Consider the following 25,661-nt stretch of genomic DNA (forward strand, 5'->3'; position numbering starts at 1 on the left):
ATGCGGGGACGCCGGCGGGACCGGGGCCGACGCCGGTGAGGGACGCCGCTCGGTTCGGGACGTCGGGTGAGTATCGGGTTCGCGGCGTACTGCGGCCGCTCAGGGCCTGTCGCGAGCTACGGCCCGGTCTCGGCGAGATGCGTGGCGGCGCCGAGTGAGTGCCTGAAAGCGCTGATAAGAGTCAGGGGCATGACATGGATGGCCTCGTGGGCCCTGATGCCGGCTGCGAGTTGAATCGCGGGACGCCGCGCCGGGATCGTGACGGCTCCGTCGTGTGGTGGGTCACCGCTCCCGGCCGGGTTACGGCCGGGGCTCGGGACGATGTCGAGCGATCACGCCGCGGTCCGTGGTGTGGCGCACCGTCGGCAGGGCCGACCTGCGCGGTCGACCTGGCCGCCGCCCCCTGTGCGGCAGGCCCGCGTTGCCGGTGGGCCGCCACTTGTCCAGTCGGCGATGATCCGGTCGATGTCGTGCTCGCCGACCGGCGGCCCCCGGCTGCTCGACCGGCACGAGCATCCCGCGAGCAGAGGCATGTGAGGGCCGCGAAGTTGTCGGTCGCGGTGTAGAGCGGGCCGATCGACACCTTCCCGCCGAAGATGCCCACAACCTGCCTGGCCGTCTGCGTGGCGAACCATTTCGCGAGCGCCGCGCGCACCTCAGCGTGGTGGCGCACCCTGGCACGGCGTGTGGCGTAGCGCTCGTCGGTTTCGCCATGTCCGGCCTGCCTATCGCATGCGCGACGGTGGTCCACTGCCGGTCGTTCGCGGCCAGGGCCACCCAGCGTCCATGGTCGGGAGGCTGTCGAACGGGCACAGCAGGGAAGGGGTGTTGCCCTGCTGCGCGAGCACCTCGCCGGTGTAGGCGTGCTGGTGGACGATGCGCTCGGACAGCGCCACCACACCGATCCACTCACCGCGGGCGCTACCGGCAGGCAGCTCCTCGGCGACCTTGCAGTACTAACGTGCCGATCCCCATGCCGCCCTGCTCCGCGGCCCCCGTGATGCCGAAGTAGCCATGTTTGCCACGGCGGTCGAGGAATTCCCGGGACATCTCCGCCTTCTGCGGGTCCGACTCCCGCTGCAACGCGACGCATGGCGGCGTCCGCCAAGGTTCGGTGAGCTCCGGCCCCGGCAGGTGAAGTTCTGCTGTGATCACGATGCTCCCGATCGGATGAGTTCGCTGCGTTTCAGAGACCGGCTTACGGCGATGTGGGGGCTCGAGGTGTGGGTGACTCTAGTAAGGAATTATGTGTCTGACAAGAAAATTTTCTACATCCTCGCGGAACCACGTCCCCGACCGGATCCGGGGTGCGACACCCGGCCACCGCGGCCAGGCCGCCCCGGGGGCAACGACCTCTTGAGACGGTGGCTGAGCACCAGCCTGTCGGCGTCGGACAACAGACTTGCCCAAGGCGACCGTGCAGAGGATTCTGCGAGCCCTCGCCCAGGACGGATGGCTGGAGCCCACCGCGGCCCCCGTGACGCGCTGGGCCCTGAGCCCGCGCACGCTATCGCCTCGGCCGTCAGCAACGCCGACGGCACACCCGTAGCAGTGGTGTCCGTCTCCATGCCGGAGATCCGGCTCGACCCGACCGCCTCCCCGAGATGGGGGCACTTGTCGCGACCGCCACGAAGGGCATCGAGCGGAGCTGTTCGACTGATGTCCTGCAGCGTCAGCGATCAGGGGTGTGAGACGGCTCTGGGAGGATCGCATCGACCATTGTCTGTACATCGACGAGAGCGTCATCGAGCGAGACCTCGTCAGGATCAAGCATCGCCTGGTACACCGCACCACGGAGAGCGCCCACGATGAGCCGCGCCACGCGTGCAGAGTCGATGCGACCGCTCAGGCTCCCGTCGGAGATTCCGCGCTCAACCGCATCCTGGACACTGCGCCGCAGATCGCGGTGCAGCTCCGCCATCCGCTGGTGCAGGAGCGGAATCGGCATCAGCGCCTCGAACATGAGGATGTACAGCGCGCGCATGCGTGACGGCGCGCGCCGCCAGCTGTCACGCAGGGCGTCGATCGAGGTGTGGATCGCCGCAGCGGCCGTCTGACCACTGACGGTCGGCAGCAGCAGAGTGTGGCTCCAGTCGACGACCATCCGTTCGACAAGCGCCCACAGCAGGCCTTCCTTGGAGCCGAACCGCGAGGTGACCAGCCCATGCGTGTAGCCCGCGCGCTTCGCGATGGCGGACAGTGTCATCCGCTCATAGCCGCCCTCGGCTATCAGGTCGGCGGCGGCATCGAGAAGGCGACTGGTCGACAGCTCCGAGCGGGCCTGCTTCGGAGCGGGCAAGGGGCGATCGACACGTTCCAAGGGTCCTCCTGCTCGCTCCGGGCCGACGCACGACCGACGTGGCCCGGCATCCGCTTCCCCGGCGATCATATCGGGCGACTCCGACCGGTCGCCGTCGGCGGCTTTGGTGACGGCCTCTGTCGGCCGGGGCGTAAGGGCTGGCGATGCGGCACTGGTGACCGGTCTCCGGCGCCGGCATCGGAGCTGGTCAACGCTAGGTTTGCTGGGGAGCGATCCTCTCCAGCATGATAAGGAGTCCCTCGGCTCCGGGAGCCTCAGACATGACGATCTGGTACTCAATGCGGCTCTGCTCGGCTTCGTGGAAATCGGTGTGAGGCGAAGATCGACCGCCCGCCCTCCCGGCACGCCGGGGCGCATAAAGCAGGCGTGCAGCGAGTGCACCGGGCGGCCCCGGTCCCCCTTCCGGCCCGCTGCGACCAACGCTTGGCCGACTACCTGGCCTCCTGGTTCACAATGGCCTGCTGCAACGGCATACCGCCCTGGCCGCCGTGTCTCCGTGCTCGAGTTCGGCACTGTGCGTGCAGAGCAAGTCCCGGACCTGTTGCCCCTACGCGGCCTCGGCAGGGCGGCTTCGAAGTCCGCTGATGAGACCTTTCGTGCAGTGACCCGGGACTAGACGATGTTGACGGCGTCAAGAAGCGGTGCGGCCAGCGACTCCGACCCGGTAATGGTGCAGTCCTGGCGCCAGTCGCGGCGCTTGGTACCCCAGGCGATGAAGGCGTGGGCGTCGGAGGTGACCACGACGTCGCCGCCGCCCTTCTCCTCGACGACCAGCCCGCCGGTCGGATCGGGCCGGGTCACCGTCCACCCACTCTCCCCAGGACCGGAGAACCGGAACGTGACGGGGGCGATCACCGTGGCATCCAGTGCGTCCCCCTGCATCTGCGGCAGGCCCCACATCATCCACTGGACCGCGGCATACACGGTCTCGTGCTCCGGCGCCGGCAGGACACGCTCGATCGGACCCACGGGACCCAGCAGGTCGTGCAGCAGGTGGCAGTAGTAGTCGAAGGCCATCCCATTGGCCATGGCGTGGAACGGATAGACGCCGAGACCGGGCGCAGTGAACGTCTCGGAGGCCTTCGGCTCGGCCTGGAGACCAGCCACCATGTCGGCGAGCTTCGAACTGTACGTGCGGTACTCCTCGAGGACCTCCTCCAGGGACCACCCGTTGCGGCGCAGGACGAACACGTCATGCTGGCGCTCACGAATCTCCGGCAGCGGAGCCGCATCGGGCGGTTCCGGCAGCGGGTCGATCACGGACCGCGCGGAGGCTCCGAGATGCGCGACCATGTCGCGCACGCGCCAACCGGGACATGCTGACGGCCGCAGCCACTCCTCGTGAGTCAGGCTGTCGAGGACACCATCGAGCTGATCACGCACGAGATTCCACGCGGCCAAGGCTTGAACGGTCATGGGGGTCCTAACTCGTAGGAGGTTCTGGTTCTCACCGGGTCCTGCCTGCGTTCGCCCGCAGGGAACCGACGTGCCCCGTCGGCGAACTGCCGCCCGGGATCGGCCACACGCTGTTCAGCGGGCCACGGACGACGGCCAGTGTCGTATACACCGTACAAGAAAGTTAGCTGACCGACAACATTTTCTGCCCGCTCGGCGGCCGACAGTCGCCACTCGTCACGCGCGTCGACCAGCAGCCAGGCGCGTCTCCGTACTTGGTTGCTGGTCGACGTGAGCGTCGCGGTCGCTTTCCGCAAGGTCGGCCGTGGGATGTTCCACGACCAAGGGCCGCTGCTCGATACGGGAAGCGAGCGCGAGCCCGGCGACCGATCGGCTCTCAGGAATCGGCCATGGTGAGCACGGCCTTGACGGTCGCACCGCTCTGAGTGGCCTTGACCGCCTCGTTGATCTGCTCGAACGCGAAGTGCGTGATAAGCCGGTCGAAGGGGAACCGGCCGGCGCGGTAATGCTCGATCAGCTCGGGGATGAACAGGTCGGGCACGCTGTCACCCTCGAGCATGCCGCGCACGGTTCGCCCGGTATGGATCAGTCCCATGTCCAGTTCAATGGGTGTGCCGGGTGCGGCTGCTCCGCCGAGCAAGCAGGTGCCGAGGGGCTTCAGGGCCGCGACGGCCGTTCGCACGACCTGACCGTTGGAGGTGTAGTCGATGGCGTAGTCGAGACCCTCCCCCGTGATCCGTCGCAGTTCTTCGGCCAGGTCGTCACGGGCCCCGTCGAGTACATGCGTGGCCCCGAGTTCGAGAGCCAGCTCACGGCGCTCCGGCATCAGGTCCACCGCGACGATCACACCGCACCCGGACAGGCGCGCGGCCATGATGGAACTCAGACCCACCGAACCGGCGCCGAAGACCGCCAGAGACTGTCCGGGCCGAGCGCACAGGGTGTTGAGTACCGCACCGGCACCGGTCTGGATTCCGCAGCCGAGAGGGCCCACCAGGTCTAGGGGGACGTGGTGGGAGACCTTGACGACGTTGCGCTCCGAAGCCACGGAATAGGTGGCGAACGAGGACTGGCTGAAGAAGTGGCCGCTCAGCGGGGCGCCGGTGTCCCGCGTGTAGGCGGTCGAGCCGTCCGCGCGGGTACCGATGACGTTGAGGGCGGAGCCATTGTGGCAGTACGTGGGTTTGGCGCTGCGGCAGTTGCCGCATGAGCCACAGGAGTTGAACGTCAGGACGACGTGGTCGCCGGGGGCCACCTTGGTCACGTTCGAGCCCACGCGTTCGACGACTCCCGCCCCTTCATGTCCCAGGACAGCGGGCATTTTCAGGGGGTAGTGATCGGCGGCGGCACCGAGGTCGGTGTGACAGAGACCGGCGGCGCTGACCTTGACTAGCACTTCGTCCGGCCGCGGTTCCGCGAGTTCGATGTCGCCGAGGACGAACGGGCCACCCGTCTCTTCGACCACTGCTGCGGTAATGCGCATCAACGCTCTCCTTTCCGGGTCAGGCCTGCTTCTGAGCTTCGATCGGAGCGCGGATGGCCTCGCCGAACAGCGGGCGCAGACCCGACATGCGCAACGTCCTGGTCGGTCTGGACGTACACGCCCTTGGCATGGCTGAAGGCACGAAAGCCGTCCCGACCGCGGTTCGCGCCGATTCCGCTAGGCCCGACGCCGCCGAGAGGCCGCGGGCGCGCGTTGACGTAGGCGATGGTCTCGTCGATGTCCCGGTACGTCCTGATCGGAAGCAGAGGACCGAAGATCTCCTCGGTCGGGACGAGTGCGTCCTGCTCGGGCTCGATGATCAGCGTCGGCGCGAGCTTGCGGGTCGACGCGGGCAGATCTTCCCCGGCCGGATTGATCTCGATCGGACCGATGACGTCCGCCACTTCAGTCAGCTCGGTCGACTCGGGCGAGCGATGACCGAAGTCGGCGCTGATGGTTTCGACGATGGGTCGGCTGTTGCCTCGTACCAGGGCAGCGAGCAACTCCAGACGGTCCAGCCGGACTTCAAGTGAGGGCGTGCCGTCAGTGAGGAACGCGTCGCGCTGAGCTTGCAGCGTTTTGCTCATGTCGTCGAATTGGGCGGTGCCGGACATAGGAAAGCTCCTGAGACTGCGTGAAGCGAAGTGCAGTGAAACGAAGGACCCCACGGCACTCTGGCCGGGGCGGGTCGGTCCGCGTGGCCCCGTGACCTGACAGAGACATGAGGCTTGGCAGCGCCTGACGGAGGGACTGCGGCTGTCTGTGCCGGCACTGCATCAGCGGTCCCGTCCCTACGATCCACCCTTGAAAAAATGTTGTCAACTAGCAAATTTTTTCGCGGCCGACCCGATATCGCGACTAATGAGCGGTTGCCGGCGACGGCGGGAAAGCGCGGTGCGTCCATGGCCGGGGTGGCCTGTATTGACCCGCAGCGTTGTTCACGCGGCTGATCGGTGGCTGGCCGCCGAGTGCGGTGTGGCAGCGGTGGTGGTTGTAACTGTGGAGGAAGTCTGGCAGGGCTTCGGCGCGTTCGGTGTTGCTGGTGTAGGGCCGCAGGTAGGCCCATTCGTCGAGCAGGGAGCGGTTGAAGCGTTCGACCTTGCCGTTGGTCTGCGGCCGGTAGATGCGGGTGAGCTTGCCGGCCGCGCCGAGGTCGGCCAGGGCCGGCCGCCAAGCGAAGCTCTTGCGGTAGGGCCAGGCGTTGCCGGTCAGGACGCGTTCGATGCGCTCGATGCCGCAGGTGGCGAAGAAGGCTGCGGCCCGGCGGAGGAAGCCTGCGCAGGTGTCGGCCCTCTCGTCGGTGTGGATCTCGCTGTAGGCGAGGCGGCTGCGGTCGTCGACGGCGGACTGGACGTAGTCGAAGCCCATGCTGCTGCGCCGAGCGCGGCCGGCTTGGCGGCCCAGGACCTTGTGACCGCCGCCGTCCGGGATCCGGCCGAGTTTCCTGACGTCGACATGGACCAGCTCGCCGGGGCGGTCGCGTTCGTAGCGGCGGATGACCTCGCCCGTGGGCCGGTCCAGGCGAGCACGTGATCGCCAACCAGCTGACCGGCGCGGCCAGCGAGCTCCGCGCCGGTGCCGCCGCTGGACGGCCTTCCGCTGGACGCGGCCTTCGACCCCGTGGCGATGGCCACCCGCCGGATCAGGGACCTGCTTCCGCTGTACCGGGACACGCCGGGCGGCGAGTTCCACCTCGGAGGCGACAACCTGGCGATGGGCTACCGCGACCTGCTGCTGTCGTGTCGCGCCACTCCCAGGATCCGCCGGTAGTCCCCGGGCAGCGCCGCCTCGTCCCGCGCTCGCGCCGCGGGACCGGCAGCACCGCACGGCCCGCGACCTGCCCCGCGGTAGGCGACGCTGCTTCTGCTTCCGTCTCGGCGTGCACCTGCTCGGCCGGCCGGTTCGCGACCCGCTCTGCGACGGCGAGTTCCTCGAGCTCATCGCGTACCTCCTGGAGTTGCCGGCCCAACTTCCCGGCCTACCCGATGCAGCGATGGCCGTCCGCCCTGATGGTGATCGGAGTCGTGAAAGGAGGCCGCGATGCACTGCTCGCGTCAAGGGCTGCACGAGCGGCTGCCCGAGCGGATCGGCCGTGGCCGACGAGCAGACCCGACGATGACCGAGCGCGGAGATCAGTCGGCGGCGGTGGGCCGGAGAGCGGTCCGATGGTGCTCCGGCAGGGTGAAGTCCCTGTGCAGGGTCCTACCCGACCGCGGCAGGACCCGGGCCACGTCGGGGGTCCGGCCCGGTGCCGAGAGAACGATGGTGACGATCCCCTCGGGCAGCCCCGTGGCCGCGTACACGCCCTCGCGGTCGGTGACGGTCCGCACGAGCTGGCGGCCTCGCGCATCCATGATCGTCACGACGGCGCCCACGACACCCGCGCCGTTGTCTTCGCTCACCTTGCCGATGAGCATCGGGGCCTCGCGGCGCGCGTGCTTGCCCATGTGCATCTGAACGGGGTGCGGTAGCGGGGTTTCGAAGGCGGGGTCCTCGACCACTGCTTCCTCGACCTGATCGCCGTCGTCGGCACTCGCGTCGTCGGCACCCTCGAGCGCTGCCTGCTGTTCCTGGCGGCGCTGCAGCAGCGCTCCGACTCCGATCAACGCCGCACCGACGACCGCCCATACACAGAGCACCACGGTGGGATGCAGCAGCCCCTTGTTGTCGAAGTAGAAGATCCCGCGCAGGGCGTCCAACAGGTTGCCCATCGGCATGACGGGGTGCAGCCACCGGAAGAACGCGGGCGTCATCTGCCAGGGTATGGCCCCGCCGCTGGAGGGAACGCTGAGCATGACGAACAGGCCCACCGCCACACCGGGGAGGGCCTGCCGGGCGAACGGGACCAGTCCGTAGGTCACCCAGGCGACCGCCTGCGTGATGAGGAAGGCGTACAGGAGGGCGAGCGGCTCGTTCGGGATGACATCCATGCCGACACCGATGAAGTAGCCGACGATGCTGGCGAACGCGCCCAGGCCCATGACGGCCAGCAGCTTCACGCGCCGGCTCAACGTGACCGCTCGCAACATCATCATCACGGCGAGGTAGCCGATAAAACTCCACGCCATCGCCAGGTAGAACAGCCCGGTCCCCAGGGTGTCGCCGCTCGCGGTGGGCACAAGCTCGACCGTGGACAGCTTCTCGTCGCCCTGAGCCGCGACCTGGCTGAAGGTGGTGTTCACCACCCTCTCCAGCGACGCGCCGGCGGCCTTGGCCGTGTAGAGGGTCGCGTGATTGCCGTGCAGGGCGAAGCCGGCCACCGCGTCACGGTCCAGTACCGCCTCACGGGCGGCCGAGGCGTTCTTGACCGGGATGACGTCGTAGGCGCCCGGTGCCTGCTGGTCGAAGGCGGCCTGGAGTTCACCGGCGACCGCAGGGCCGGACACAGCGACCTTCACGTCATGTGGCGTGGGCGCGTGGAACGGCAGCAGATAGCAGAGCATGAAGCCGAAGAAGAAGAACAGCGGGAACCACAAACTTCCCGCCAGCGTGCGTACGAGCTCGCCTCCGCTCTCGCGATCGGACATTCCCTTGCTCCCTCTTGCCGCGTTAACTTACTTAAGTTAAGTAAGCACAGATGGGAGCGTAAGGCAACTTTTTCTCCCCGGCCCGAAGGGGAGGTGAGGCATGATGGTGCTCATGTCCGACCAGGTCACCGACCCGATGAACGAGCTGCTGCAAGCAGTGACCGAGCTTTCCTATGTGATGAGCCGCAAACAGGTACACGTTCAGATGACGGCGTCCGGTGACGTCAAGATGGAACGGGCCGGGGTGGCGCTCCTGAGCATCCTGCGCCGCCGTGAGCCCCTGAGGCTCAACGAGCTCGCGGAGCGACTCCTGGTCCGGGCCCCGCACGTCACCCGCCAGGTCTCGCAGTTGGAAGGGCAGGGACTGGTCGAACGCACCCGTGACCAAGCCGATCACCGTGCGCAACTGATCCGGCTCACCGAGCGCGGCCGCACGGTCGCCGACCAGGTGGACCGGGCGTATTACGACCGCCTGTGCCGGACGCTCGACGACGTGCCGATCGAAGACGTACGCGCGGCCACCCGCATCCTGCACCGCCTGGTCGCCGACTCCTTGGAGAACATCCGCACCGCCCAGGAGTGATCGCACGAGCGGACCACGAAGGCATCCGTCGGTAGATCGGCCGGAGCCTTGATCATCGCACGGTTGCCCGCGGCCGACGCCTCGATGGCGGGCTGGACCACGAGGGTGACCGGGAAGTTCCAGGGGCCGATGACCTCGACGACGCCCTTCGGGCGGTCCAGGCCCGCACGCTCATGCGCCTGGGGCTGGCGGTCCGCGCGACGGACGCGGCCGGGCGGGCATGCGAGTTCGCGCTGGAGCATACTGGCAACCGGGTGCAGTTCCTGGACATCATCGGCGCCCGCTGGGGCCTCTCCGGTGCTGAAGCCGTACTCAAGCTGCGTGCCGTCCGCGCCAATGGCGACTTCGACGCCTGCTGGGCCTGGCACGAGCAGCAGGAATTCATCCGCAACCACCAAGCGCGTTCCCGCGACCGGCTCATACTCACCGCCTGATCGACAGCACCCTCGTTAGATGTGCACCCAATGGTGAAGCCACGGCGCCGCTCCGACGCAGCGGCAGGAAGCCGTAGAAGTCCGCCGTCCTGGACGGGCCCGAGGCGTCACGGAGCATCGGGTATCGAAGGAGCCGGGGTGGATCGCGTTCACCTGCTTTCTTGCGAGGCGGCCCCGGCGTTCAGGGATCGGGGATTCAATGCCTCCCCGAGATCTCGGCGCTGAACTCGTGCAGCCCCTTCCACAGATGGTGGCCGCCGTCGATGGTCAGCACCTCGCCGACGATGTACGTGGCGTCGTCGGAGAGCAGATATGCCACCGCCCGCGCCGTCTTCTCCAGCTTCAGCAGCCGCCCGGCCGGGATGGCGCCGATCAGCAGGTCCCGTACCGCCTCGTCTCCCGCAAGAATGTCCGTGGCGCCGACCGGCATCCACCCGCGCGCGACCGCGTTCACACGCACCCCGCGCCCTGCCCACTCGGCGCCGAGCGTCCGGGTCATGGCGAGCACGTCACCCTTCGCCGACGCGTTGTGCACGATGCCGGGGGCGCCCATCCACGCGTACGGGTGAGGACGTTGACCACCGCACCTGAGCGCCCTGCCGCCAGCCACCTGCGCCCCGGCTCCGACGTGCAGTGCCACGTGCCGTTCAGCACGATCCGCACCACCGCCTCGAAACCGCGCGGCGACAACTCCTCCGCCCGGTCCACGAGCGCCGCCACCGACTCCGGTTCGCGCGCGTCCGCCGTGACGGCGAACCGCCGGTCCACGGCTGCAGCCACCAACCCGTCGTACTTCCCCCTCTCATCGCGCAGCCAAGGCCCCAGCTTCGGCCTGGCCGTCGGGTCGGTGGCGCCCGACACCTCCCAGTCGTCGGCCCAGCCGATGATGTGGCCGCCGACAGACGCCGCGACGGTGAGTACGTCCTCCCTCTGCCGCTCCGGGGACGACGTGGCGAGCTTCATCCGCGACAACCGGCGCACCCCCAACAGGCACTTCCCGCATCCGTCGTAGGGGCGTTCGATCATGTTCAGGTCCGTAGCCGCGCAAGATTTTTCCGTTTCGAACACGCAAGGTACGGAGATTTGGCGGCCACACCCAGGATGATCTTGCTCAGCCCAGGAAGCTCAACCGAACCTGACGGTTGGGATTGTCCCTGTTGGTATCCACCAGGCACACCGACTGCCACGTCCCCAACTCGAGCCTGCCGTGCAGTACCGGCAGCGTCGCGTACGGGGGGACGAGCGCCGGGAGGACGTGGTCGCGGCCGTGTCCGGGGCTGCCGTGGCGGTGCTGCCAGCGGTCGTCGGCGGGGAGCAGGGTGTGCAGGGCGGTCAGGAGGTCGTCGTCGCTGCCGGCACCGGTCTCGATCACGGCGATGCCGGCCGTAGCGTGCGGGACGAAGATGTTGAGGAGGCCGTCGCGCTCGGGCACGGCCTCGCGCAGGAAGGACTCACAATCCGCGGTGATGTCCACGACCCTCTCGCGGGACCCCGTGGCGACGTTCAGCACGCGCGTGGTGAAGGCATCTGACATGACCCCATCCTGACCCATACTCAGAATTTCGCAGACCACCGGGCTTATGAATTCGAGATGCGCGGTCCATCCTCCGAGACGCCGTTGACCGGCGCCTCTCCGACTGGCTAGTTTCAGGCGCATGTTGCGTTCAGCCATGCTCACCACGCGCGGTCACATCGACCTGCTGCGGGTGGCCTCCGCCGCGTGTCGCCGCGGCCGCTGACGCCCTTTCCCCCTTCTCCTGCTTCAGCTGCGCTCCGCCGCTTCTCCTCACGTTCGATGACGCGCGGTTCGATCGGTGCCTGATCTATGCGTGATCCACGCGTGGGTCCCTGTCTGGCCTGCGCGTGATCTACGTGTGGTCCACGTCTGCGCCATGCGTGATCTATTCATGACATAGCCAGCGCCGGAGCAAGCACCCTCCCTACCTCCGCTCTCCCTCCGTGGAGCATTCATGAGCATCAGTCATGCCCCGCCCAGCTCATCCGAGCCCGATATTTCAGGAATGTCGTCGTCGACATCCGCCCCGGCCTCGACATCCGGCGTCGTTGCGGCGGACGCCGCCGAGCAAGCTTCACCCGACCTCCAGCCCCTCGTCCCCGCCTCCTCCCGCCGGACTCGCGTCCCCCGCTGGTTGCGCCGCGCCGCCGGTCCGCTCGTGCTGCTGGTGCTCTGGCAAATCCTCAGCGGTACTGGTGTGTTGACCTCCGACGTGCTCGCGTCGCCCAGTCGGATCGCGCAGGTCGGCCGGGATCTCGTCGCCGACGGTTCGCTGCCCTCGGCGATGGGCACCTCGCTCCAGCGCGTCGCCGTCGGGCTGCTGCTCGGCACGCTCGTCGGGACCGGGCTCGCCCTGGTTTCCGGGCTTTTCCGGATCGGCGAGGACCTGGTGGACGCTCCGGTGCAGATGCTGCGTACCGTGCCGTTCGTCGGTCTCATCCCGCTGTTCATCATCTGGTTCGGCATCGGCGAAGCCCCGAAGGTCGCGATCATCACCCTCGGCGTGACCTTTCCGCTCTACCTCAACGTGTACGCCGGAATCCGGGGCGTGGACGCCCAGTTGATCGAGGCCGGAGAGTCCCTCGGACTGTCGCGATGGGGACTCGTGCGGCACGTCGTCCTGCCGGGGGCCCTGCCCGGGGCGCTGACCGGCCTGCGCTACTCCCTCGGCATCGCCTGGCTCGCCCTGGTCTTCGCCGAGCAGGTCAACGCCGATTCCGGCATCGGCTTCCTGATGGTGCAGGCACGGGACTTCCTGCGGACCGACGTGATCGTGGTCTGCCTGATCGTCTACGCCTTCCTCGGCCTGTTGGCCGACTTCGTCGTCCGCTCCCTCGAAAGGCTGCTGCTGCAATGGCGACCGACGTTCACCGGACGGTGAACCCCACTCCCGCGGCGAAGAGTCCCCAATCGAGCCGGAGCCGTGCTGCACAGGCCGTCCGTGTCGCGGGCCTCACCCGTTCCTTCGACGGGCGTGCGGTCATCGACGACCTGCAACTCGACATCGCACCGGGCGAGTTCGTCGCCCTGCTCGGCCGCAGCGGCTGTGGCAAGTCCACGCTGCTGCGTGTCCTCGCCGGGCTCGACCGCGACATCGAGGGCACCGTTCTGGTGCCGCGTCGCCGGGCTGTCGCCTTCCAGGCGCCCCGGCTGATGCCGTGGAAGAGGGTGTGGCGCAACGTGCTGCTGGGACTGCCCGGTCGGCCCGAACGCGGCGCCGCCGAGAGGGCGTTGGACGAGGTCGGTCTCGGCCATCGCAGGGACGCATGGCCCAAGACGCTGTCCGGCGGCGAGGCCCAGCGCGCCGCGCTCGCCCGCGCACTGCTGCGTGAACCCGATCTGCTGCTGCTCGACGAGCCGTTCGCCGCGCTGGACGCGCTCACCCGCATCAAGGCGCAGCGGCTGATCGGGGAGCTGTGGCAGCGCCGAGGATGCGCGGTCCTGCTCGTCACGCACGACGTCGAGGAGGCCGTACTGCTCGCCGACCGCGTCCTCGTCATGGACGGCGGTGTCATCGCGCACGAGCAACGGATCGACCTCGACCGGCCGCGCGACATCAGCGACCCCCGCTTCGCCGAACTGCGCCACGCACTGCTGGAACGGCTCGGCGTCACCCCCTCGACCGAAGCCGCCTGAACTCCCTTTTTCTGTCACGCGGTTCGCCGCAGACACCCGCGGCGCCTCCGGCACTCCTCACCCGGACGCTCCCCCTACACGAACGGACCCGCCATGCACCATCGCCATCGCCATCGCCAAGTCCTGGCTCCCGCCGCACTGCTTGCCTCCCTCGCCCTCCTGCTCACCGCCTGCGGTGGCAACTCCTCCGCCAGCACAGGCACAGGCACAGGCACCGACGGATCGGGCGCCGTCACTCTCAACGTCGGTGATCAGAAAGGCGGTTCGGAGGCCATACTCCGGGCTGCCGGCGAACTCAAAAACCTCGACTACAGGATCAAGTGGTCCACGTTCACCTCGGGACCGCCGCTCCTCGAAGCCGTCAACGCCAAGGCCGTCGACATCGGCGGCGTCGGCAACACGCCTCCCGTCTTCGCGGCCGGCGCGGGCTCCGCGATCACGGTGGTGGCTGCCTGGCACGGCACGTCCAAGGGCGACACCATCCTCGTACCGAACGGATCGAAGCTGACCAGGCCGGCGCAGCTCAAGGGCAAGTCGATCGCCGTCGCCCAGGGCTCCTCCGCGCACTACCAGTTGGTCGCCAATCTCAAGGCGGCCGGGCTGAGCTTCGACGACGTCAAGGTCAAGTACCTTCAACCGGCCGATGCGCTCGCCGCGTTCACCTCCGGCAAGGTCGACGCGTGGGCGGTGTGGGACCCGTACACCTCGCAGGTGCTCCAGACCAAGCGGGGCCGCGTGCTCACCACCGGCGACGGCATCACCAACGGCCTGAGCTTCCAGGTGGCCGCCCCCTCCGCGCTGAAGGACCCGAAGAAGACCGCCGTCATCAAGGACTACCTGGCGCGGCTGCGGCGGGCGACGGCCTGGGTGCACGGCCACCAGGAGGAGTGGGCCAAGGTGTGGGCGAAGGACACCGGGCTGCCCTACGACGTCGCGCTCGCGTCGGTGAAGCGCACCCACTCCACCCGGGTCGGCGTCGCTGTCGACAAGCCGCTCGTCGCCTCCGAGCAGCAGATCGCGGACACCTTCACCGAGTTGAAGCTGATCCCCCGCAAGGTCGACTTCGGCGACTTCGTGGACTCGCGCTTCAACGGTGACCTGCCGCCGTCGACCACTCCGGCCCGTTCCTGAAGGAGATTCGCGACATGACCGTACGACTGCACTGGTTCCTGCCGACGGGCGGCGACGGCCGGACCCTCGTGGACCGGCACGCTTATGCGTCCAACGCATTCAGCTCGTCCAAGACGTCCGACGCGGCCGGCTCGTCCGCCTCAACGGGCGCGGCACGGAAGGTCCGTGGGATCCGCACCCCCGACATCGACTACCTGACGCAGATCGCCAAGGCCGCCGAGCGGCTGGGCTTCGAGGCGGTGCTGACGCCGACCGGTACCTGGTGCGAGGACGCGTGGCTGACCACGATGGCACTCGCCCAGCACACCGAACGGCTGAAGTTCCTGGTGGCGTTCCGGCCGGGACTGATCTCCCCGACGCTGGCCGCCCAGATGGCGGCGACCTACCAGCGGGTGACCCGGGGGCGGCTGCTGCTCAATGTCGTCACCGGCGGCGACTCCTCCGAGCAGCGGCGCTTCGGTGACCACCTCGACCACGACCGGCGGTACGCGCGTACGGACGAGTTCCTGTCCGTCGTCCGCGGAGTGTGGCGGGGACAGCCGTACGACTTCGACGGCACCCACTACCAGGTCGAGGGCGGGCTGTCCGCGCTGCCGCCGGACCCGGTGCCGCCGGTGTTCTTCGGGGGTTCGTCGAAGGCGGCCGGTCCGGTGGCGGCACGCCACGCGGATGTGTACCTGACCTGGGGCGAGCCTCCGGCCCAGGTGAAGGAGAAGATCGACTGGATTCGGGCGCTGGCCGAGGAGGAGGGGCGTACGGTCCGGTTCGGCATCCGGCTGCACACCATCTCCCGTGACTCGTCCGCCGAGGCGTGGTCGGCGGCGAACCGGCTGCTCGACGACCTCGACTCCGGCACGGTGGCGGCCGCGCAGGCGGCGCTGGGGCGCAGCGAGTCGGTGGGGCAGCAGCGGATGCTGGCCTTGCACGGGGGTAACCTCCCCCGAGCTCTCGGCTCCGCTCGAGCAGGGGGGACCCCCACCGAACTCGAGATCTACCCGAATCTGTGGGCGGGGGTGGGGCTGGTCCGCGGTGGCGCCGGCACCGCGCTCGTCGGCAGCCACGCGGAGGTGGCCGACCGCATCGAGGAGTACCACGCACTGGGCATCGAGCACTTCGTGCTGTCCGGGTATCCGCATCTGGAGGAGGCGTACTGGTTCGGGGAGGGTGTGATCCCCGAGCTGGCGGCCCGCGGGCTGCTGGAGCGCGCAGACACCGGGAGCGGGGCGCCGATCCTCGTGGCCGGGGGCCGCTGACCGCCAAGGGAAGATCCCCGCCCACCTCGCGGTTAGTAGAACCGTGAACGATGTGCGCGAGGTCGAGGTAGTCGTCGTAGGCGCTGGACAGGCCGGTCTGTCCAGCGCCTACCACCTGCGGCGGAGCGGCTTCGAGCCGGGCCGTGACTTCGTGGTCCTCGATCACTCCCCCGGCCCGGGCGGCGCCTGGCAGTTCCGGTGGCCGTCACTCACGTACGGCAAGGTCCACGGGATGCACGCCCTGCCCGGCATGGAGCTCACGCACGCCGATCCGGACCGGCCGTCGGCCGAGGTCGTCGGCGCGTACTTCGACGCGTACGAGCGCGCCTTCGACCTGCGCGTACGCCGACCCGTGGACGTGCGGGCGGTGCGCGACAGCGACAGTCGCGGACTGAGGGACGGCGACGACGGCGACGACGGCGACGACGGCGACGGTCGCAGGCTGCTCGTGGAGACGTCGGACGGTACGTGGTCGACGCGGGCGCTGATCAACGCCACCGGCACCTGGGACCGGCCGTTCTGGCCGCGCTTTCCCGGCCAGGAGACCTTCCGCGGGCGGCAGTTGCACACCGCGCAGTACGCCGGGCCCGAGGAGTTCGCCGGGCAGCGGGTGGTCGTGGTGGGCGGTGGCGCGTCCGGCACACAGCACCTGCTGGAGATCGCCCCGTACGCGGCCGCCACCGCCTGGGTCACACGCCGGCCGCCGGTCTTCCGCGAGGGGCCGTTCGACGAGGACACGGGCCGGGCCGCGGTCGCGCTGGTCGAGGATCGGGTACGGCAGGGACTGTCACCCAGAAGTGTGGTCTCGGTCACCGGGCTGCCCCTCACCGACGCCATCCGACAGGGACTGCGGGAAGGGATCCTCGACCGGCTGCCGATGTTCGACCGCATCACCGAACACGGCATCCACTGGCCCGACGACACCACCTACGACGCCGACGCCATCATCTTCGCCACCGGCTTCCGCCCCGTCCTCGACCACCTCGCCCCACTCCACCTCCGCGAACCCGGGGGCGGCATCCGCATGGACCGCACCCGCGTCGCACGCGACCCCCGAATCCACCTCGTCGGCTACGGGCCCTCCGCAAGCACCATCGGCGCCAACCGCGCAGGACGAGCAGCCGTACACGACATCCGCCGACTACTGGCCCCAGGCGCGGAATCCGCCGCCTGACCTCGCGAACACCGGCCCGATGGCCGACGGCTGCCCGCGTAGCGACTGTGCTGCATGCCAGCAACATCCCCCCACGTCTGGTCTCCAGACCAATGCCTCTCTGCAGGGTGAGGCCGAACACTTGCGGTCGTTGAAGGACGACCGGGAGGTTCGCATGATCGATCCTGCATCCACGCCGCGTGCAGGTGAGGGGGACAGTCGGTACGACACCGACGTTCTCGTCATAGGTTCCGGCTTCGGTGGATCCGTGAGCGCCCTCCGGCTGTCGGAGAAGGGTTACCGCGTCACCGTCCTTGAGTCGGGCCCCCGCCGGACGGAGGAGACGCTCCCCAAGACGTCCTGGGACATCCGGAACTTCCTCTGGGCGCCGCGGCTGGGTTGTTACGGCATCCAGCGGATCCACCTCTTGCGCGATGTGGTCATCCTGGCGGCGCACTTCATCGGGGGTTGCACCATCTCCGACGACCCGTCTCAGGGAGCCATCGATCCGTATCACCGCGTCTGGGGATACGACGGCCTTCACATCGTGGACGGATCGACGATCTCCGCCAACCTCGGCGTCAATCCGTCGCTGACCATCACGGCGCAGGCCGAGCGAGCCATGTCGTTCTGGCCGAACAAAGGGGAGCCAGATCCTCGCCCAACGGCTGGGAAGCCGTACCAGCGCATCAGTTCTGTCGCTCCCCACCGCCCCGCGGTTCCGGCGGGTGCTCCGGCCGCTCTGTTGACGATGTCGCGTATCGGCGACGGCAGGGAGGTGTGAGCGCATGAGCAGCGCGGGACTGGTGGTGGTAGGCGCGTCGCTGGCCGGCCTACGGGCTGTCGAAGCGGCCAGGGTGACGGGTTACGACGGGAAGATCACCCTCATCGGAGCCGAGCGGCATTCGCCGTATGACCGGCCTCCTCTGTCGAAGGCTTTCCTTCGTGACGCCGAGCCCGTTGTTCCCTCGCTGACGGATCGCCAGACGCTCTCCGGCCTGGATGTCGAGGTCCGTCTCGGGCAGGCGGCCGACGGGCTGTGCACAGAGCGGCGTGAGGTGGCCGTGGGCGGTGAGTCGGTCCCGTACGACGCTCTGGTCATTGCCACGGGCTGCACCCCCACGGCCCTTCCGGACACCGGCGGAATCCCGGGGGTGCACAGTCTGCGCACTCTCGATGACGCACACGCAATCCGGGAACGCATCGCCGAGGGGACACGTGCTGTCCTGATCGGAGGGGGCTTCATCGGCGCGGAGGTCGCCACCGTACTGCGCGCGCGTGGTGCGGAGGTCACCATCGTCGAGGCAGCAGAGGTGCCGCTCGTCCGCGCGGTGGGGCGGGAGATGGCGCCCGCTCTGGCGGCACTGCACGCGCGCGCCGGGGTGGAGCTGTGCTGCGGCGTGTCCGTCCGGGGCGTGAGCGACACGCCTGGCGGTAAGCGGGTCGAGCTGACGGACGGTTCCGTGCTCTCCGCAGACCTGGTACTCGTCGGGATCGGTGCGAAGCCGGCCACTTCGTGGCTGTCGGGCTCCGGAGTCCCGGTGTCGGACGGCGTCCTCTGCGACGAGACGTTGCGCGCGGTGCCCGGCGTCTACGCCGCAGGGGATGTGGCCCGCTGGCACAACCCCCTCTTCGGTACCACGATGCGACTGGAGAACTGGACGGCAGCGGCCGAACTCGGCGGTGCGGCAGGACGCCACGCCGTTCGCCCGGACACGGCGGTTCCCGTGTCCACCGTGCCCTACTTCTGGTCCGACTGGTACGGCTCGCGTATTCAGATGGTCGGTGTCAGCGAGGCCGACGAGGTCCGTGTCATCGGCGATCCTGACAGTGACTCCTGGGCGGCTCTCTACCGCACCGGGGACCGCGTCGTCGGCGCGCTGACGCTGAACCAGCCGCGGCGCATCATGAAGTACCGGGCCATGATCGTGCGCCGTGCGTCCTGGGACACGGCGTGTGAGTTCGCCGGCGCGTTCGCAGGGTCGGGAGGCGCGTCATGGCATTGCGTCAGCCAGCCGGCAGCGAGACGGCCGAGGCTGCTGCGACAGCGGCCGTCGTTCATGGGCCGTTTCGTCCCCTGCCCGCATCACTGCTTGCGGCGAGTGGTCGCTCTCGCCCAAGCCGCCGTGGTGTGCGAACAACCGCACCGCGGCCACCACGGGTCGGCGCCTGACCGCGTTCGCCGCGCGTCCTCGCTGGTCCGCGCTGCCGGGCATCTTCCTGCCCGCGCCGCGTGGCTGACTCTGACAACTCCCCCGTCGTCTCCCCGTCCGCGTCTCAAGGAGGCACAGTGAAAACCTTCCAGCTTTCCAGGCCGATCGACGGCAAGGAGGTGTGGCAGGACCGGAAGCGGTACCTGTGGCCCCTCGGTCTCGTCGTTCCTCTGCTGCCGTTCCTCGCCGGCGCCCTCTGCACGCTCGCGAAGAACGATCTGCTCCTGTGGATCGGCCCCATCATCCTGCTGGTTGTCATCCCGCTCATCGATCTCGTGGCCGGCAACGACCCCACCAACCCACCGGATGACGTCATCGACGCACTCGAAGAGGACCGCTACTACCGCTGGGTGACCTATCTGTACTTGCCTCTGCAGTACGCAGGGTTCGTCTACGGTATGTGGATCATCGCGTCGGACGGTGTGTCGGTGCTCGGGAAGATCGGCATGGCGTGCACCCTCGGCACCGTCTGTGGCGTCGCGATCAACACCGCTCACGAACTCGGGCACAAGCGCGAGGACTTGGAGCGATGGCTGGGCAAGATCGCGCTCGCCCAGTCCGCCTACGGGCACTTCTACATCGAGCACAACCGCGGTCACCACGTACGAGTGGCCACGCCCGAGGACCCCGCGTCGAGCCGCTTGGGGGAAAGCCTCTACCGCTTCTGGCCGCGTACGGTGGCGGGGTCTCTGCGCAGTGCCTGGGAGGTCGAGCGCAAGCGGTACCAGCGCAAGGGCAGGCATCCGTTCCGTCTCGGCAACGACGTGATCAACGCCTGGCTCATGACAGTCGCTCTGTGGGGCTGTCTGATCGCGTGGCTGGGTGTGGGCATCCTGCCCTACCTCGCGGTACAGGCCGTCTTCGGCTTCACTCTGCTGGAGATCGTCAACTACATGGAGCACTACGGGATGCTGCGCCAGACGGTCACCCACGGCAAGAAGCAGCGCTACGAGCGGGTGACCCCGTCGCACTCCTGGAACTCCAACAACATCGCCACCAACGTCCTGCTCTACCACCTGCAGCGCCACAGCGACCACCACGCCAACCCGACCCGGCGCTTCCAGACCCTGCGTGACTTCAAGGAGAGCCCGGTCCTGCCCACCGGGTACACGGGCATGATCGTCGTGGCGCTGTTCCCGCCGTTGTTCCGCCGTCTCATGGACCCCTTGGTGGTCGACCACTTCAACGGTGACATCCGCCGGGCCAACGTCCAGCCGGGCAAGCTTGAAAAGCTGCTCAAGAAGTACCCGGTGCCGGAGGGAGCCATAACCGTCGTGGACAGCGTCGACCGATCGGCCAAGACCTTTGCCGACGGTGTCGAGGCCGCCCGCTGCCCGGGCTGCGGTCACACCTACGTCATCGCCGAAGGCAACGAGCTGGAGGGATTCGCCGCAGGCACCCCGTGGTCGCAGATCCCCGACGACTGGACCTGCCCGGACTGCGGTGTGCGCGAGAAGATCGACTTCGTTCCCCTGGCAACCGAGGCGGCCTGACATGCGCATTCTCACAGATCTCCACAAATGCGAGGGCCTGGGCATGTGCGAGGCCATGGCCGACCAGTACTTCGAGGTCGGAGACGACGGACACGTGGTCCTTCTGGACGAACACCCGAACGATCAAGACCGCCAACTCGTCGACTCCGCAGTGAAGTCCTGCCCGGTGTCGGCGCTGCGCCTGGAGAACTGACAGACGGTCTTCGCCGCGCCTCCCGGCACGGACAAGTACCGCTGTCCCCTTTCCTGCACGCCAGGCGCGGAGGAAGTTTCCCGAACACCCAAGACCGGCAAGCCAGTCCGAGAGGAGAAGCTCTGAACAGGATCAGCGGCCTACCCAGCGCAAACACGACGGCTACGATGCCCAGCGTGCCCCAAGCGACTACACCGACACTGCGACGTGTGGCCGCCTCCATGCTCGCGGAGGTCGACGATCTGGCCGACGCAGTACTCGCCTCTGTCACAGCACAGCTTCCAGAGCTGGCCGCTGATCCCCGTACGGCCGAGGTCTTCACCAGCACGGTCTTCGACAATGTGGTGACGGCCCTGCGCGCGCTCAGCGTCGGCGCCCCCGCCGAAGGGTCCCCAACACCGCCAGTGGCCTTGGAGTTCGCCCGACGGCTCGCCCAGCAGGCCGTTTCCATCACCACCATGCTGCGCGCCTACCGCATCGGGCAGGAGGTCTTCCAGCAGCACGTGATGACCCAGGTCGCCAAGTTCTCACTCGCGGCAGAGGAGGTGGCCGAGACGGCGATGGCCCTGTCGGCATTCGCCTTCTCGTTCATCGACCAGGTCTCCGAACAAGTGGTCAACGCCTATGTTCTGGAAAGGGATTCCTGGCTACGGCACCGCAACGCGGTGCGGCTGGCACGCGTCCGGGCGCTGCTCGACGGGAGGATCTCAGACCCACAGGAACTGGAGGCAGTGGCCGGGTTCCCAGCAGACATGCCTATGGTGGCCTTGATCATCTGGCATGAGCGCAACTCGGGCAATTCCAATCACCTTGGCAGCCTGGAGCAGCATCTGGGTCAACTCGCCTCATCGATGGAGATCAGCCCCAGAGCAACACTGTCGGTCGCTCCGGACGAGTCGACACTCTGGGCATGGATGCCCTGCTCGGGACTCAATCCGACGGCCATGGCCGAGCGCATGGGTAAGGCAGCCGAGGGGGTGCTGGCGACCGCCGGCAACCCAGGGCTGGGAGTCGCCGGGTTCCGTACCAGCCACAGGCAGGCCCGCCAAGCGCAAGCCATCGCTCTGATCGCGGACCGCGACCGCCTGCCGCCGTTCCTCGCCACGTCCGAACTTGGCCCGCTGGCCTTGCTCGGAACTGATCCGGGCGACCTGAAACCGTGGGTCGAATCGGTACTGGGCCGCCTGGCCACCGACGACGATCACAACGCCCGCTTGCGGGAGACCGTGTACGTCTATCTGTCCACGGGCAACAGTCTCAACTCCGCCGCGACCGAACTTCACCTGCACAAGAACACCATCCAGTACCGCATCCGCAAAGCCGAGGAAGCCCGCGGCCGACCACTCTCCGACGGCCGAATCGACGTAGAAGTAGCCCTCTTCGCCTGTCGGTTGCTCGGCAGCCCCGTGTTGCGCTCCGCACCGTGAACCTCCCTGCCGGGGTGGCGCGGCCACCTGCGGCCTCGCCGGCGCGTGCAGAGTCGGCAGGCGAAACCGCGCAGCCTCGGGCATCGACCTGGTCGGCTACGGCCCCTCGGCGAGCACCATCGGCGCCAACCGGGCGAGGCGCGCGGCCGTGCGGGGCATCAGGCGGCTACTCGGCGCGGAGCCGAACGCCGCCTGATGCCCCGGCAGATCGTCTGTGCATGTTCCGGTAGGTGGCCGACTGGGTGACGGCCCTGCGGGTGGCCGACCATGCGACGGCCCCATAGGCGGCCGACTGGGCGATGGCCCGGTTGGTGGCCGACTGCGTGGTGTCCGGTAGGTCGTCTCCGTGATGTCCCGCCGGCTCACTTCGCGGGCTGCGCGGTCTGGCTTGCGCTCTGACTCGGACTCTCGCTCGGGCTCTGACTCAGGCTCGGGCTCTGCTGGGAGCCCTTGTGGGCCTCCTTCTCCTTCTCCTGGTTGGCCTTCTTCTCCTTGGCCTTCTTCTCGTCGGCCTTCTTCTGAGCCTGCCGGGCCTGCTCGGCGTTGAACTCGGTCACGTTGCGCTCGTGCTCCGCGTAGTCGGCGGTGAAGCGGGTGTCCCCCGGCTTGACCGTGACGAAGTACAGCCAGTCACCCTTCGCCGGGCTGAGCGCGGCACGCATCGCGTCCTCGCCCGGGTTGTCGATCGGCGTGGGCGGCAGGCCCATGCGCTGGTACGAGTTGTAGGGGTTGTCGATCTGGGTGTCGGCCGAACTCGTCCGGAGCGTGTTGCGGTTCAGGGCGTAGTTGATGGTGGAGTCCATCTGCAGCGGCATACCGCGCTCCAGCCGGTTGAAGATGACCCGGGCCACCTTCGCCATGTCGGCGGTGGAGCCGGCCTCGGCCTGGATGATGCTCGCGATGGTGACGGCCTGGTAGACGTTCATGGTGTTGCGTTGCGCACCGGCCGCGACCGGAGCGCCGTCGAACTTCTTTTTGGCGGTGGCGACCATGGCCCGCAGCACCGACTGGGGCGTCGCATGCGCGTCGAGCGGATATGTCGCCGGGAAGAGGTAGCCCTCCGGGTTCCCCTCGGCGGCGTTCGGGAGCTTGAGGGCGGCGCGGTCAAGGGACTTCCTGGTGCTGCCCGCGGGCAGGGCGAGGGCCTTGTCGACGGCGTCGTAGACCTGGCCCGCCCGCCAGCCCTCCGGGATGACGAGGGTTCTGGGCTTGGCGGCGTGGCCGTTGTCGTGGGTCAGCAGCGGCACCGCCACGGCGGTGGCCGCCGCGACGGCGCCGGTCGCGATGAGAGCGAGCCTGCCCCGGCGCGTCAGGCGGACCGTGTTCTGTGGCGGAGTGTTCGGTGGCGGAGTGTCCGGTGGCGGAGGTGTCAGTGGCGGAATGTTCGTCTGCATGCGGGCACGTTAACCCGCAAATCGCCATAAACCCGGCATATTCATATTTTCATTTCGCAGGTTCCAGTCGCGCGTCTCGGCGGACGAGGGCGGCGTACCGCCCGTCCAGCTCCAACAGCTCGTCGTGCGTGCCGCGTTCGGCCACGCGTCCGGAATCGAGGACCACGATCTGGTCGGCGCCCCGGACGGTGGACAGGCGATGCGCGATGGTGAGCGTCGTCCGGTTGGCGGACAGGGCGTCGATGGCCTCCTGGACGGCACCTTCGGTACGGGTGTCCAGGGCGCTGGTCGCCTCGTCGAGGATGAGGACCGGCGGGTCGCGCAGGATCGTACGGGCGATGGCGAGGCGCTGCTTCTCACCGCCGGAGAAGCGGTGGCCCCGCTCGCCCACGACGGTGTCGTAACCGTCGGGCAGCCCGGCTATGTGGTCGTGGATCTGGGCCGCCTTCGCCGCCGCGTGCAGTTCCTCGTCCGTGGCGTCGGGCTTGGCGAAGCGCAGGTTGTCGGCGACCGACGCGTGGAAGAGGTACGTCTCCTGCGAGACCACGCCGACCGCGCGGGCGAGGGTGTCGAAGTCGAGGTCGCGCACGTCGACGCCGTCCAGGGTGACCCGGCCACCGGTGACGTCGTAGAGCCGGGGCACCAGGTAGCCCAGAGTGGACTTGCCCGCGCCGGTCGGACCGACGATCGCCAGGCTGCCGCCCGCGGGGACGGTGACGTCGATGCCGTCGAGGACGGGGCCGACCGTGTCGTTGTCGCGGTCGTAGCGGAACTCGACGCCCTCGAAGCGGACCTCGCCCTTGACGCGGTCCAGGCGGAGCGGCCGGTCCCGCTCGGTGATGTCGATGGGCAGGTCGAGGTACTCGAATATGCGCTGGAAGAGCGCGAGCGAGGTCTGCATCTGGACGCCGGTCGTCAACAGGCTGACCGCCGGGCGGAACATGCCCTGCTGGAGCGAGACGAAGGCGACGATCGTGCCGAGCGAGACCCGCGGTCCGCCCATCTGAAGGGCCACACCCGCGGTCCAGTAGATGACGGCGGGCATCGCGGCCATCACGATCGTGATCACCGCCATGCGCCAGCGCCCGGCCATGTTCGACTTCACTTCCAGACCGACCAGCCCCTCGGACTCCTCGGCGAAGGACGCGGTGAGCGAGTCGGAGCGGCCCATCGTGCGGCCGAGCAGGATGCCGCTGACGGAGAGCGACTCGGTGACCGTGGCCGCCATCGCGGCCATCTGCTTCTGGCGCTGGGTGGTGATCTTCGTGCGCTCGTTGCCGACGCGACGACTGATCCACACGAACGCCGGCAGCAGGAGCAGGGACACGATGGTCAGCCGCCAGTCGAGCGCGACCATCGCGACGATCGTCGCCACCACGCTGGTGAGGTTGGAGACGAGGGAGGTGGCGGTGGAGGTGACCGTGGCCTGCATACCGCCGATGTCGTTGGCGATGCGGGACTGCACCTCGCCAGTGCGGGTGCGGGTGAAGAAGGCGAGCGACATGCGCTGCAGCCGTCCGTAGACGGCGGTGCGCAGATCGTGCATGACCCGCTGGCCGACGGTCGTCGAGATCAGGGTCTGCAGCACACCGAAGACGCTGGTCAGGACGGCGCTCAGGATCATGCCGAGCGCGAGCAGGCTCAGCAGCCCGGTGCGACCCTCGGGGATCGCGACGTCGAGGATCTCCTTGAGCAAAAACGGTGTGGCGACCGACACCAGCGACGAGGCGCCGACCAGCAGGCCGACCATCGCGAGCCGTCCGCGGTACGGACGGAAGAGCCTCAGGATGCGGCGCACCTGCCGGGGCTGTTCCTTGGCGTCGGGAGGCGGGGTCCAGGTGAGTTGGCGGTCGGGATGCATGGGCTCCTACGGGGGGTGAGCGGTCCGCGTTGCGGACGTCGGCGTTACGGGCGTCAGCGTCATGGATGCCGGATTACGGGCATCGGCCGGCGAAGACCGACCGACTGACCGTTGTTCATTGTTACCTA

At 68.4% G+C, this 25,661-nt stretch carries 23 protein-coding genes and 9 pseudogenes; 18 read left to right on the top strand and 14 right to left on the bottom strand.

The features are described 5' to 3' along the window. Positions 1-181: 181 nt before the first annotated feature. The gene (locus ABZ910_RS06430; protein WP_361360166.1) at positions 182-751 is read right to left on the bottom strand and encodes a CoA transferase; all 570 of its coding nucleotides are present in this window, start codon (positions 749-751) and stop codon (positions 182-184) included. Then, positions 726-896 (bottom strand): hypothetical protein, encoded by a 171-nt coding sequence (locus ABZ910_RS06435; RefSeq protein WP_361360169.1) that lies wholly within the window; start codon positions 894-896, stop codon positions 726-728. The genes ABZ910_RS06430 and ABZ910_RS06435 overlap by 26 nt, the downstream gene beginning before the upstream one ends. A 503-nt stretch (positions 897-1,399) precedes the next feature. Between ABZ910_RS06435 and ABZ910_RS06440 the strand changes: the two are divergent. After that, positions 1,400-1,549: pseudogene (locus tag ABZ910_RS06440) on the top strand (hypothetical protein); the annotation flags it as partial. Between the two features lie 123 nt (positions 1,550-1,672). Here the strand turns inward: ABZ910_RS06440 and ABZ910_RS06445 are convergent. The 6 genes and pseudogenes from ABZ910_RS06445 to ABZ910_RS06470 all read right to left on the bottom strand — a co-directional run. Continuing rightward, entirely contained in the window at positions 1,673-2,320 is a 648-nt protein-coding gene (locus ABZ910_RS06445; protein ID WP_361360619.1) for a TetR/AcrR family transcriptional regulator, read from the bottom strand. Between the two features lie 336 nt (positions 2,321-2,656). Next, a pseudogene (locus tag ABZ910_RS06450) lies at positions 2,657-2,764 on the bottom strand (acyl-CoA thioesterase II); the annotation flags it as partial. A gap of 168 nt (positions 2,765-2,932) precedes the next feature. Then, on the bottom strand, positions 2,933-3,736 hold the full coding sequence (locus tag ABZ910_RS06455) for a maleylpyruvate isomerase N-terminal domain-containing protein (RefSeq protein ID WP_361360172.1): 804 nt from the start codon (positions 3,734-3,736) through the stop codon (positions 2,933-2,935). Between the two features lie 376 nt (positions 3,737-4,112). Next, positions 4,113-5,219: an NAD(P)-dependent alcohol dehydrogenase gene (locus ABZ910_RS06460; protein ID WP_361360175.1), complete on the bottom strand. Its 1,107-nt coding sequence runs from the start codon at positions 5,217-5,219 to the stop codon at positions 4,113-4,115. Then, positions 5,219-5,833: an aldehyde dehydrogenase family protein gene (locus ABZ910_RS06465; protein WP_361360178.1), complete on the bottom strand. Its 615-nt coding sequence runs from the start codon at positions 5,831-5,833 to the stop codon at positions 5,219-5,221. The genes ABZ910_RS06460 and ABZ910_RS06465 overlap by 1 nt, the downstream gene beginning before the upstream one ends. Before the next feature lie 244 nt (positions 5,834-6,077). Continuing rightward, positions 6,078-6,713, bottom strand: a pseudogene (locus tag ABZ910_RS06470) (integrase core domain-containing protein); the annotation flags it as partial. An 81-nt stretch (positions 6,714-6,794) separates the two neighbouring features. Between ABZ910_RS06470 and ABZ910_RS06475 the strand changes: the two are divergent. Beyond that, positions 6,795-6,989: a hypothetical protein gene (locus ABZ910_RS06475; RefSeq protein ID WP_361360629.1), complete on the top strand. Its 195-nt coding sequence runs from the start codon at positions 6,795-6,797 to the stop codon at positions 6,987-6,989. A gap of 362 nt (positions 6,990-7,351) precedes the next feature. Here the strand turns inward: ABZ910_RS06475 and ABZ910_RS06480 are convergent, their stop codons facing one another. Continuing rightward, the gene (locus tag ABZ910_RS06480; RefSeq protein ID WP_361360181.1) at positions 7,352-8,746 is read right to left on the bottom strand and encodes a carboxypeptidase regulatory-like domain-containing protein; all 1,395 of its coding nucleotides are present in this window, start codon (positions 8,744-8,746) and stop codon (positions 7,352-7,354) included. Between the two features lie 100 nt (positions 8,747-8,846). Between ABZ910_RS06480 and ABZ910_RS06485 the strand changes: the two genes are divergently transcribed. Further along, on the top strand, positions 8,847-9,329 hold the full coding sequence (locus tag ABZ910_RS06485) for a MarR family transcriptional regulator (protein ID WP_361360184.1): 483 nt from the start codon (positions 8,847-8,849) through the stop codon (positions 9,327-9,329). A gap of 83 nt (positions 9,330-9,412) precedes the next feature. On the opposite strand, the pseudogene ABZ910_RS06490 reads toward ABZ910_RS06485, so the two are convergent. Beyond that, positions 9,413-9,571 (bottom strand): annotated as a pseudogene (locus tag ABZ910_RS06490) (hypothetical protein); the annotation flags it as partial. 24 nt (positions 9,572-9,595) lie between these two features. Here ABZ910_RS06490 and ABZ910_RS06495 point away from each other — a divergent pair. After that, positions 9,596-9,763: pseudogene (locus ABZ910_RS06495) on the top strand (ISKra4 family transposase); the annotation flags it as partial. Between the two features lie 196 nt (positions 9,764-9,959). Here the strand turns inward: ABZ910_RS06495 and ABZ910_RS06500 are convergent. Next, a complete protein-coding gene (locus tag ABZ910_RS06500; RefSeq protein WP_361360187.1) occupies positions 9,960-10,316 on the bottom strand; it encodes an SDR family oxidoreductase in 357 nt (118 codons plus the stop codon). A 21-nt stretch (positions 10,317-10,337) separates the two neighbouring features. Here ABZ910_RS06500 and ABZ910_RS06505 point away from each other — a divergent pair, with 21 nt between their 5' ends. Further along, positions 10,338-10,775, top strand: coding sequence for a hypothetical protein (locus ABZ910_RS06505; RefSeq protein WP_361360190.1), 438 nt, complete (start codon positions 10,338-10,340; stop codon positions 10,773-10,775). Positions 10,776-10,874: 99 nt separating this feature from the next. On the opposite strand, the gene ABZ910_RS06510 is transcribed toward ABZ910_RS06505, so the two are convergent. Further along, positions 10,875-11,297, bottom strand: coding sequence for a secondary thiamine-phosphate synthase enzyme YjbQ (locus ABZ910_RS06510; protein ID WP_361360193.1), 423 nt, complete (start codon positions 11,295-11,297; stop codon positions 10,875-10,877). A 136-nt stretch (positions 11,298-11,433) separates the two neighbouring features. On the opposite strand from ABZ910_RS06510, the gene ABZ910_RS06515 reads away from it, so the two are divergent. From ABZ910_RS06515 to ABZ910_RS06575, 13 genes and pseudogenes are all read left to right on the top strand, one after another. Further along, positions 11,434-11,502, top strand: a complete 69-nt coding sequence (locus ABZ910_RS06515) for a putative leader peptide (protein ID WP_351433102.1) — start codon at positions 11,434-11,436, stop codon at positions 11,500-11,502. Between the two features lie 231 nt (positions 11,503-11,733). Further along, entirely contained in the window at positions 11,734-12,660 is a 927-nt protein-coding gene (locus ABZ910_RS06520) for an ABC transporter permease (RefSeq protein ID WP_361360196.1), read from the top strand. Beyond that, a complete protein-coding gene (locus ABZ910_RS06525; RefSeq protein ID WP_361360199.1) occupies positions 12,633-13,415 on the top strand; it encodes an ABC transporter ATP-binding protein in 783 nt (260 codons plus the stop codon). Before ABZ910_RS06520 ends, ABZ910_RS06525 begins: the two co-directional genes overlap by 28 nt. Positions 13,416-13,508: 93 nt before the next feature. Further along, positions 13,509-14,546 (top strand): ABC transporter substrate-binding protein, encoded by a 1,038-nt coding sequence (locus tag ABZ910_RS06530; protein WP_361360202.1) that lies wholly within the window; start codon positions 13,509-13,511, stop codon positions 14,544-14,546. A 14-nt stretch (positions 14,547-14,560) separates the two neighbouring features. Beyond that, complete coding sequence (locus ABZ910_RS06535; protein ID WP_361360205.1) at positions 14,561-15,799, top strand: LLM class flavin-dependent oxidoreductase; 1,239 nt, start codon at positions 14,561-14,563, stop codon at positions 15,797-15,799. A gap of 43 nt (positions 15,800-15,842) precedes the next feature. Then, positions 15,843-16,973: an NAD(P)-binding domain-containing protein gene (locus tag ABZ910_RS06540; protein ID WP_361360208.1), complete on the top strand. Its 1,131-nt coding sequence runs from the start codon at positions 15,843-15,845 to the stop codon at positions 16,971-16,973. A 154-nt stretch (positions 16,974-17,127) separates the two neighbouring features. Next, entirely contained in the window at positions 17,128-17,736 is a 609-nt protein-coding gene (locus ABZ910_RS06545; protein ID WP_361360211.1) for a GMC oxidoreductase, read from the top strand. 4 nt (positions 17,737-17,740) lie between these two features. Then, the gene (locus tag ABZ910_RS06550; protein WP_361360214.1) at positions 17,741-19,246 is read left to right on the top strand and encodes an FAD-dependent oxidoreductase; all 1,506 of its coding nucleotides are present in this window, start codon (positions 17,741-17,743) and stop codon (positions 19,244-19,246) included. Positions 19,247-19,611: 365 nt separating this feature from the next. Beyond that, a pseudogene (locus tag ABZ910_RS06555) lies at positions 19,612-20,271 on the top strand (alkane 1-monooxygenase); the annotation flags it as partial. Between the two features lie 234 nt (positions 20,272-20,505). Further along, positions 20,506-20,658 (top strand): annotated as a pseudogene (locus ABZ910_RS06560) (rubredoxin); the annotation flags it as partial. Between the two features lies 1 nt (position 20,659). Beyond that, on the top strand, positions 20,660-20,851 hold the full coding sequence (locus ABZ910_RS06565; RefSeq protein WP_361360217.1) for a ferredoxin: 192 nt from the start codon (positions 20,660-20,662) through the stop codon (positions 20,849-20,851). A gap of 209 nt (positions 20,852-21,060) precedes the next feature. Then, a complete protein-coding gene (locus tag ABZ910_RS06570; protein ID WP_361360220.1) occupies positions 21,061-22,278 on the top strand; it encodes a helix-turn-helix domain-containing protein in 1,218 nt (405 codons plus the stop codon). A gap of 82 nt (positions 22,279-22,360) precedes the next feature. Then, positions 22,361-22,474, top strand: a pseudogene (locus tag ABZ910_RS06575) (pyridine nucleotide-disulfide oxidoreductase); the annotation flags it as partial. 343 nt (positions 22,475-22,817) lie between these two features. Here the strand turns inward: ABZ910_RS06575 and mltG are convergent. Together mltG and ABZ910_RS06585 are read right to left on the bottom strand one after the other, a co-directional pair. Beyond that, positions 22,818-23,672, bottom strand: a pseudogene (gene mltG, locus ABZ910_RS06580) (endolytic transglycosylase MltG); the annotation flags it as partial. A gap of 49 nt (positions 23,673-23,721) precedes the next feature. Next, positions 23,722-25,533 carry an ABC transporter ATP-binding protein gene (locus ABZ910_RS06585; protein ID WP_361360223.1) on the bottom strand — a complete coding sequence of 604 codons (1,812 nt, stop codon included), beginning with the start codon at positions 25,531-25,533 and terminating at the stop codon, positions 23,722-23,724. Positions 25,534-25,661: the final 128 nt, after the last annotated feature.

The sequence above is a fragment of the Streptomyces sp. NPDC046805 genome, assembly GCF_040645355.1.
GTDB lineage: Bacteria > Actinomycetota > Actinomycetes > Streptomycetales > Streptomycetaceae > Streptomyces.

What these genes read in the sequence shown, in the direction of transcription:
- ABZ910_RS06455 (WP_361360172.1), bottom strand. Translation starts at nt 3,736, where the DNA reads ATGACCGTTCAAGCCTTGGCCGCGTGGAATCTCGTGCGTGATCAGCTC.
- ABZ910_RS06460 (WP_361360175.1), bottom strand. Translation starts at nt 5,219, where the DNA reads ATGCGCATTACCGCAGCAGTGGTCGAAGAGACGGGTGGCCCGTTCGTC.
- ABZ910_RS06465 (WP_361360178.1), bottom strand. Translation starts at nt 5,833, where the DNA reads ATGTCCGGCACCGCCCAATTCGACGACATGAGCAAAACGCTGCAAGCT.
- ABZ910_RS06480 (WP_361360181.1), bottom strand. Translation starts at nt 8,746, where the DNA reads ATGTCCGATCGCGAGAGCGGAGGCGAGCTCGTACGCACGCTGGCGGGA.
- ABZ910_RS06485 (WP_361360184.1), top strand. Translation starts at nt 8,847, where the DNA reads ATGATGGTGCTCATGTCCGACCAGGTCACCGACCCGATGAACGAGCTG.
- ABZ910_RS06500 (WP_361360187.1), bottom strand. Translation starts at nt 10,316, where the DNA reads ATGGGCGCCCCCGGCATCGTGCACAACGCGTCGGCGAAGGGTGACGTG.
- ABZ910_RS06510 (WP_361360193.1), bottom strand. Translation starts at nt 11,297, where the DNA reads ATGTCAGATGCCTTCACCACGCGCGTGCTGAACGTCGCCACGGGGTCC.
- ABZ910_RS06520 (WP_361360196.1), top strand. Translation starts at nt 11,734, where the DNA reads ATGAGCATCAGTCATGCCCCGCCCAGCTCATCCGAGCCCGATATTTCA.
- ABZ910_RS06525 (WP_361360199.1), top strand. Translation starts at nt 12,633, where the DNA reads ATGGCGACCGACGTTCACCGGACGGTGAACCCCACTCCCGCGGCGAAG.
- ABZ910_RS06530 (WP_361360202.1), top strand. Translation starts at nt 13,509, where the DNA reads ATGCACCATCGCCATCGCCATCGCCAAGTCCTGGCTCCCGCCGCACTG.
- ABZ910_RS06535 (WP_361360205.1), top strand. Translation starts at nt 14,561, where the DNA reads ATGACCGTACGACTGCACTGGTTCCTGCCGACGGGCGGCGACGGCCGG.
- ABZ910_RS06545 (WP_361360211.1), top strand. Translation starts at nt 17,128, where the DNA reads ATGATCGATCCTGCATCCACGCCGCGTGCAGGTGAGGGGGACAGTCGG.
- ABZ910_RS06550 (WP_361360214.1), top strand. Translation starts at nt 17,741, where the DNA reads ATGAGCAGCGCGGGACTGGTGGTGGTAGGCGCGTCGCTGGCCGGCCTA.
- ABZ910_RS06565 (WP_361360217.1), top strand. Translation starts at nt 20,660, where the DNA reads ATGCGCATTCTCACAGATCTCCACAAATGCGAGGGCCTGGGCATGTGC.
- ABZ910_RS06585 (WP_361360223.1), bottom strand. Translation starts at nt 25,533, where the DNA reads ATGCATCCCGACCGCCAACTCACCTGGACCCCGCCTCCCGACGCCAAG.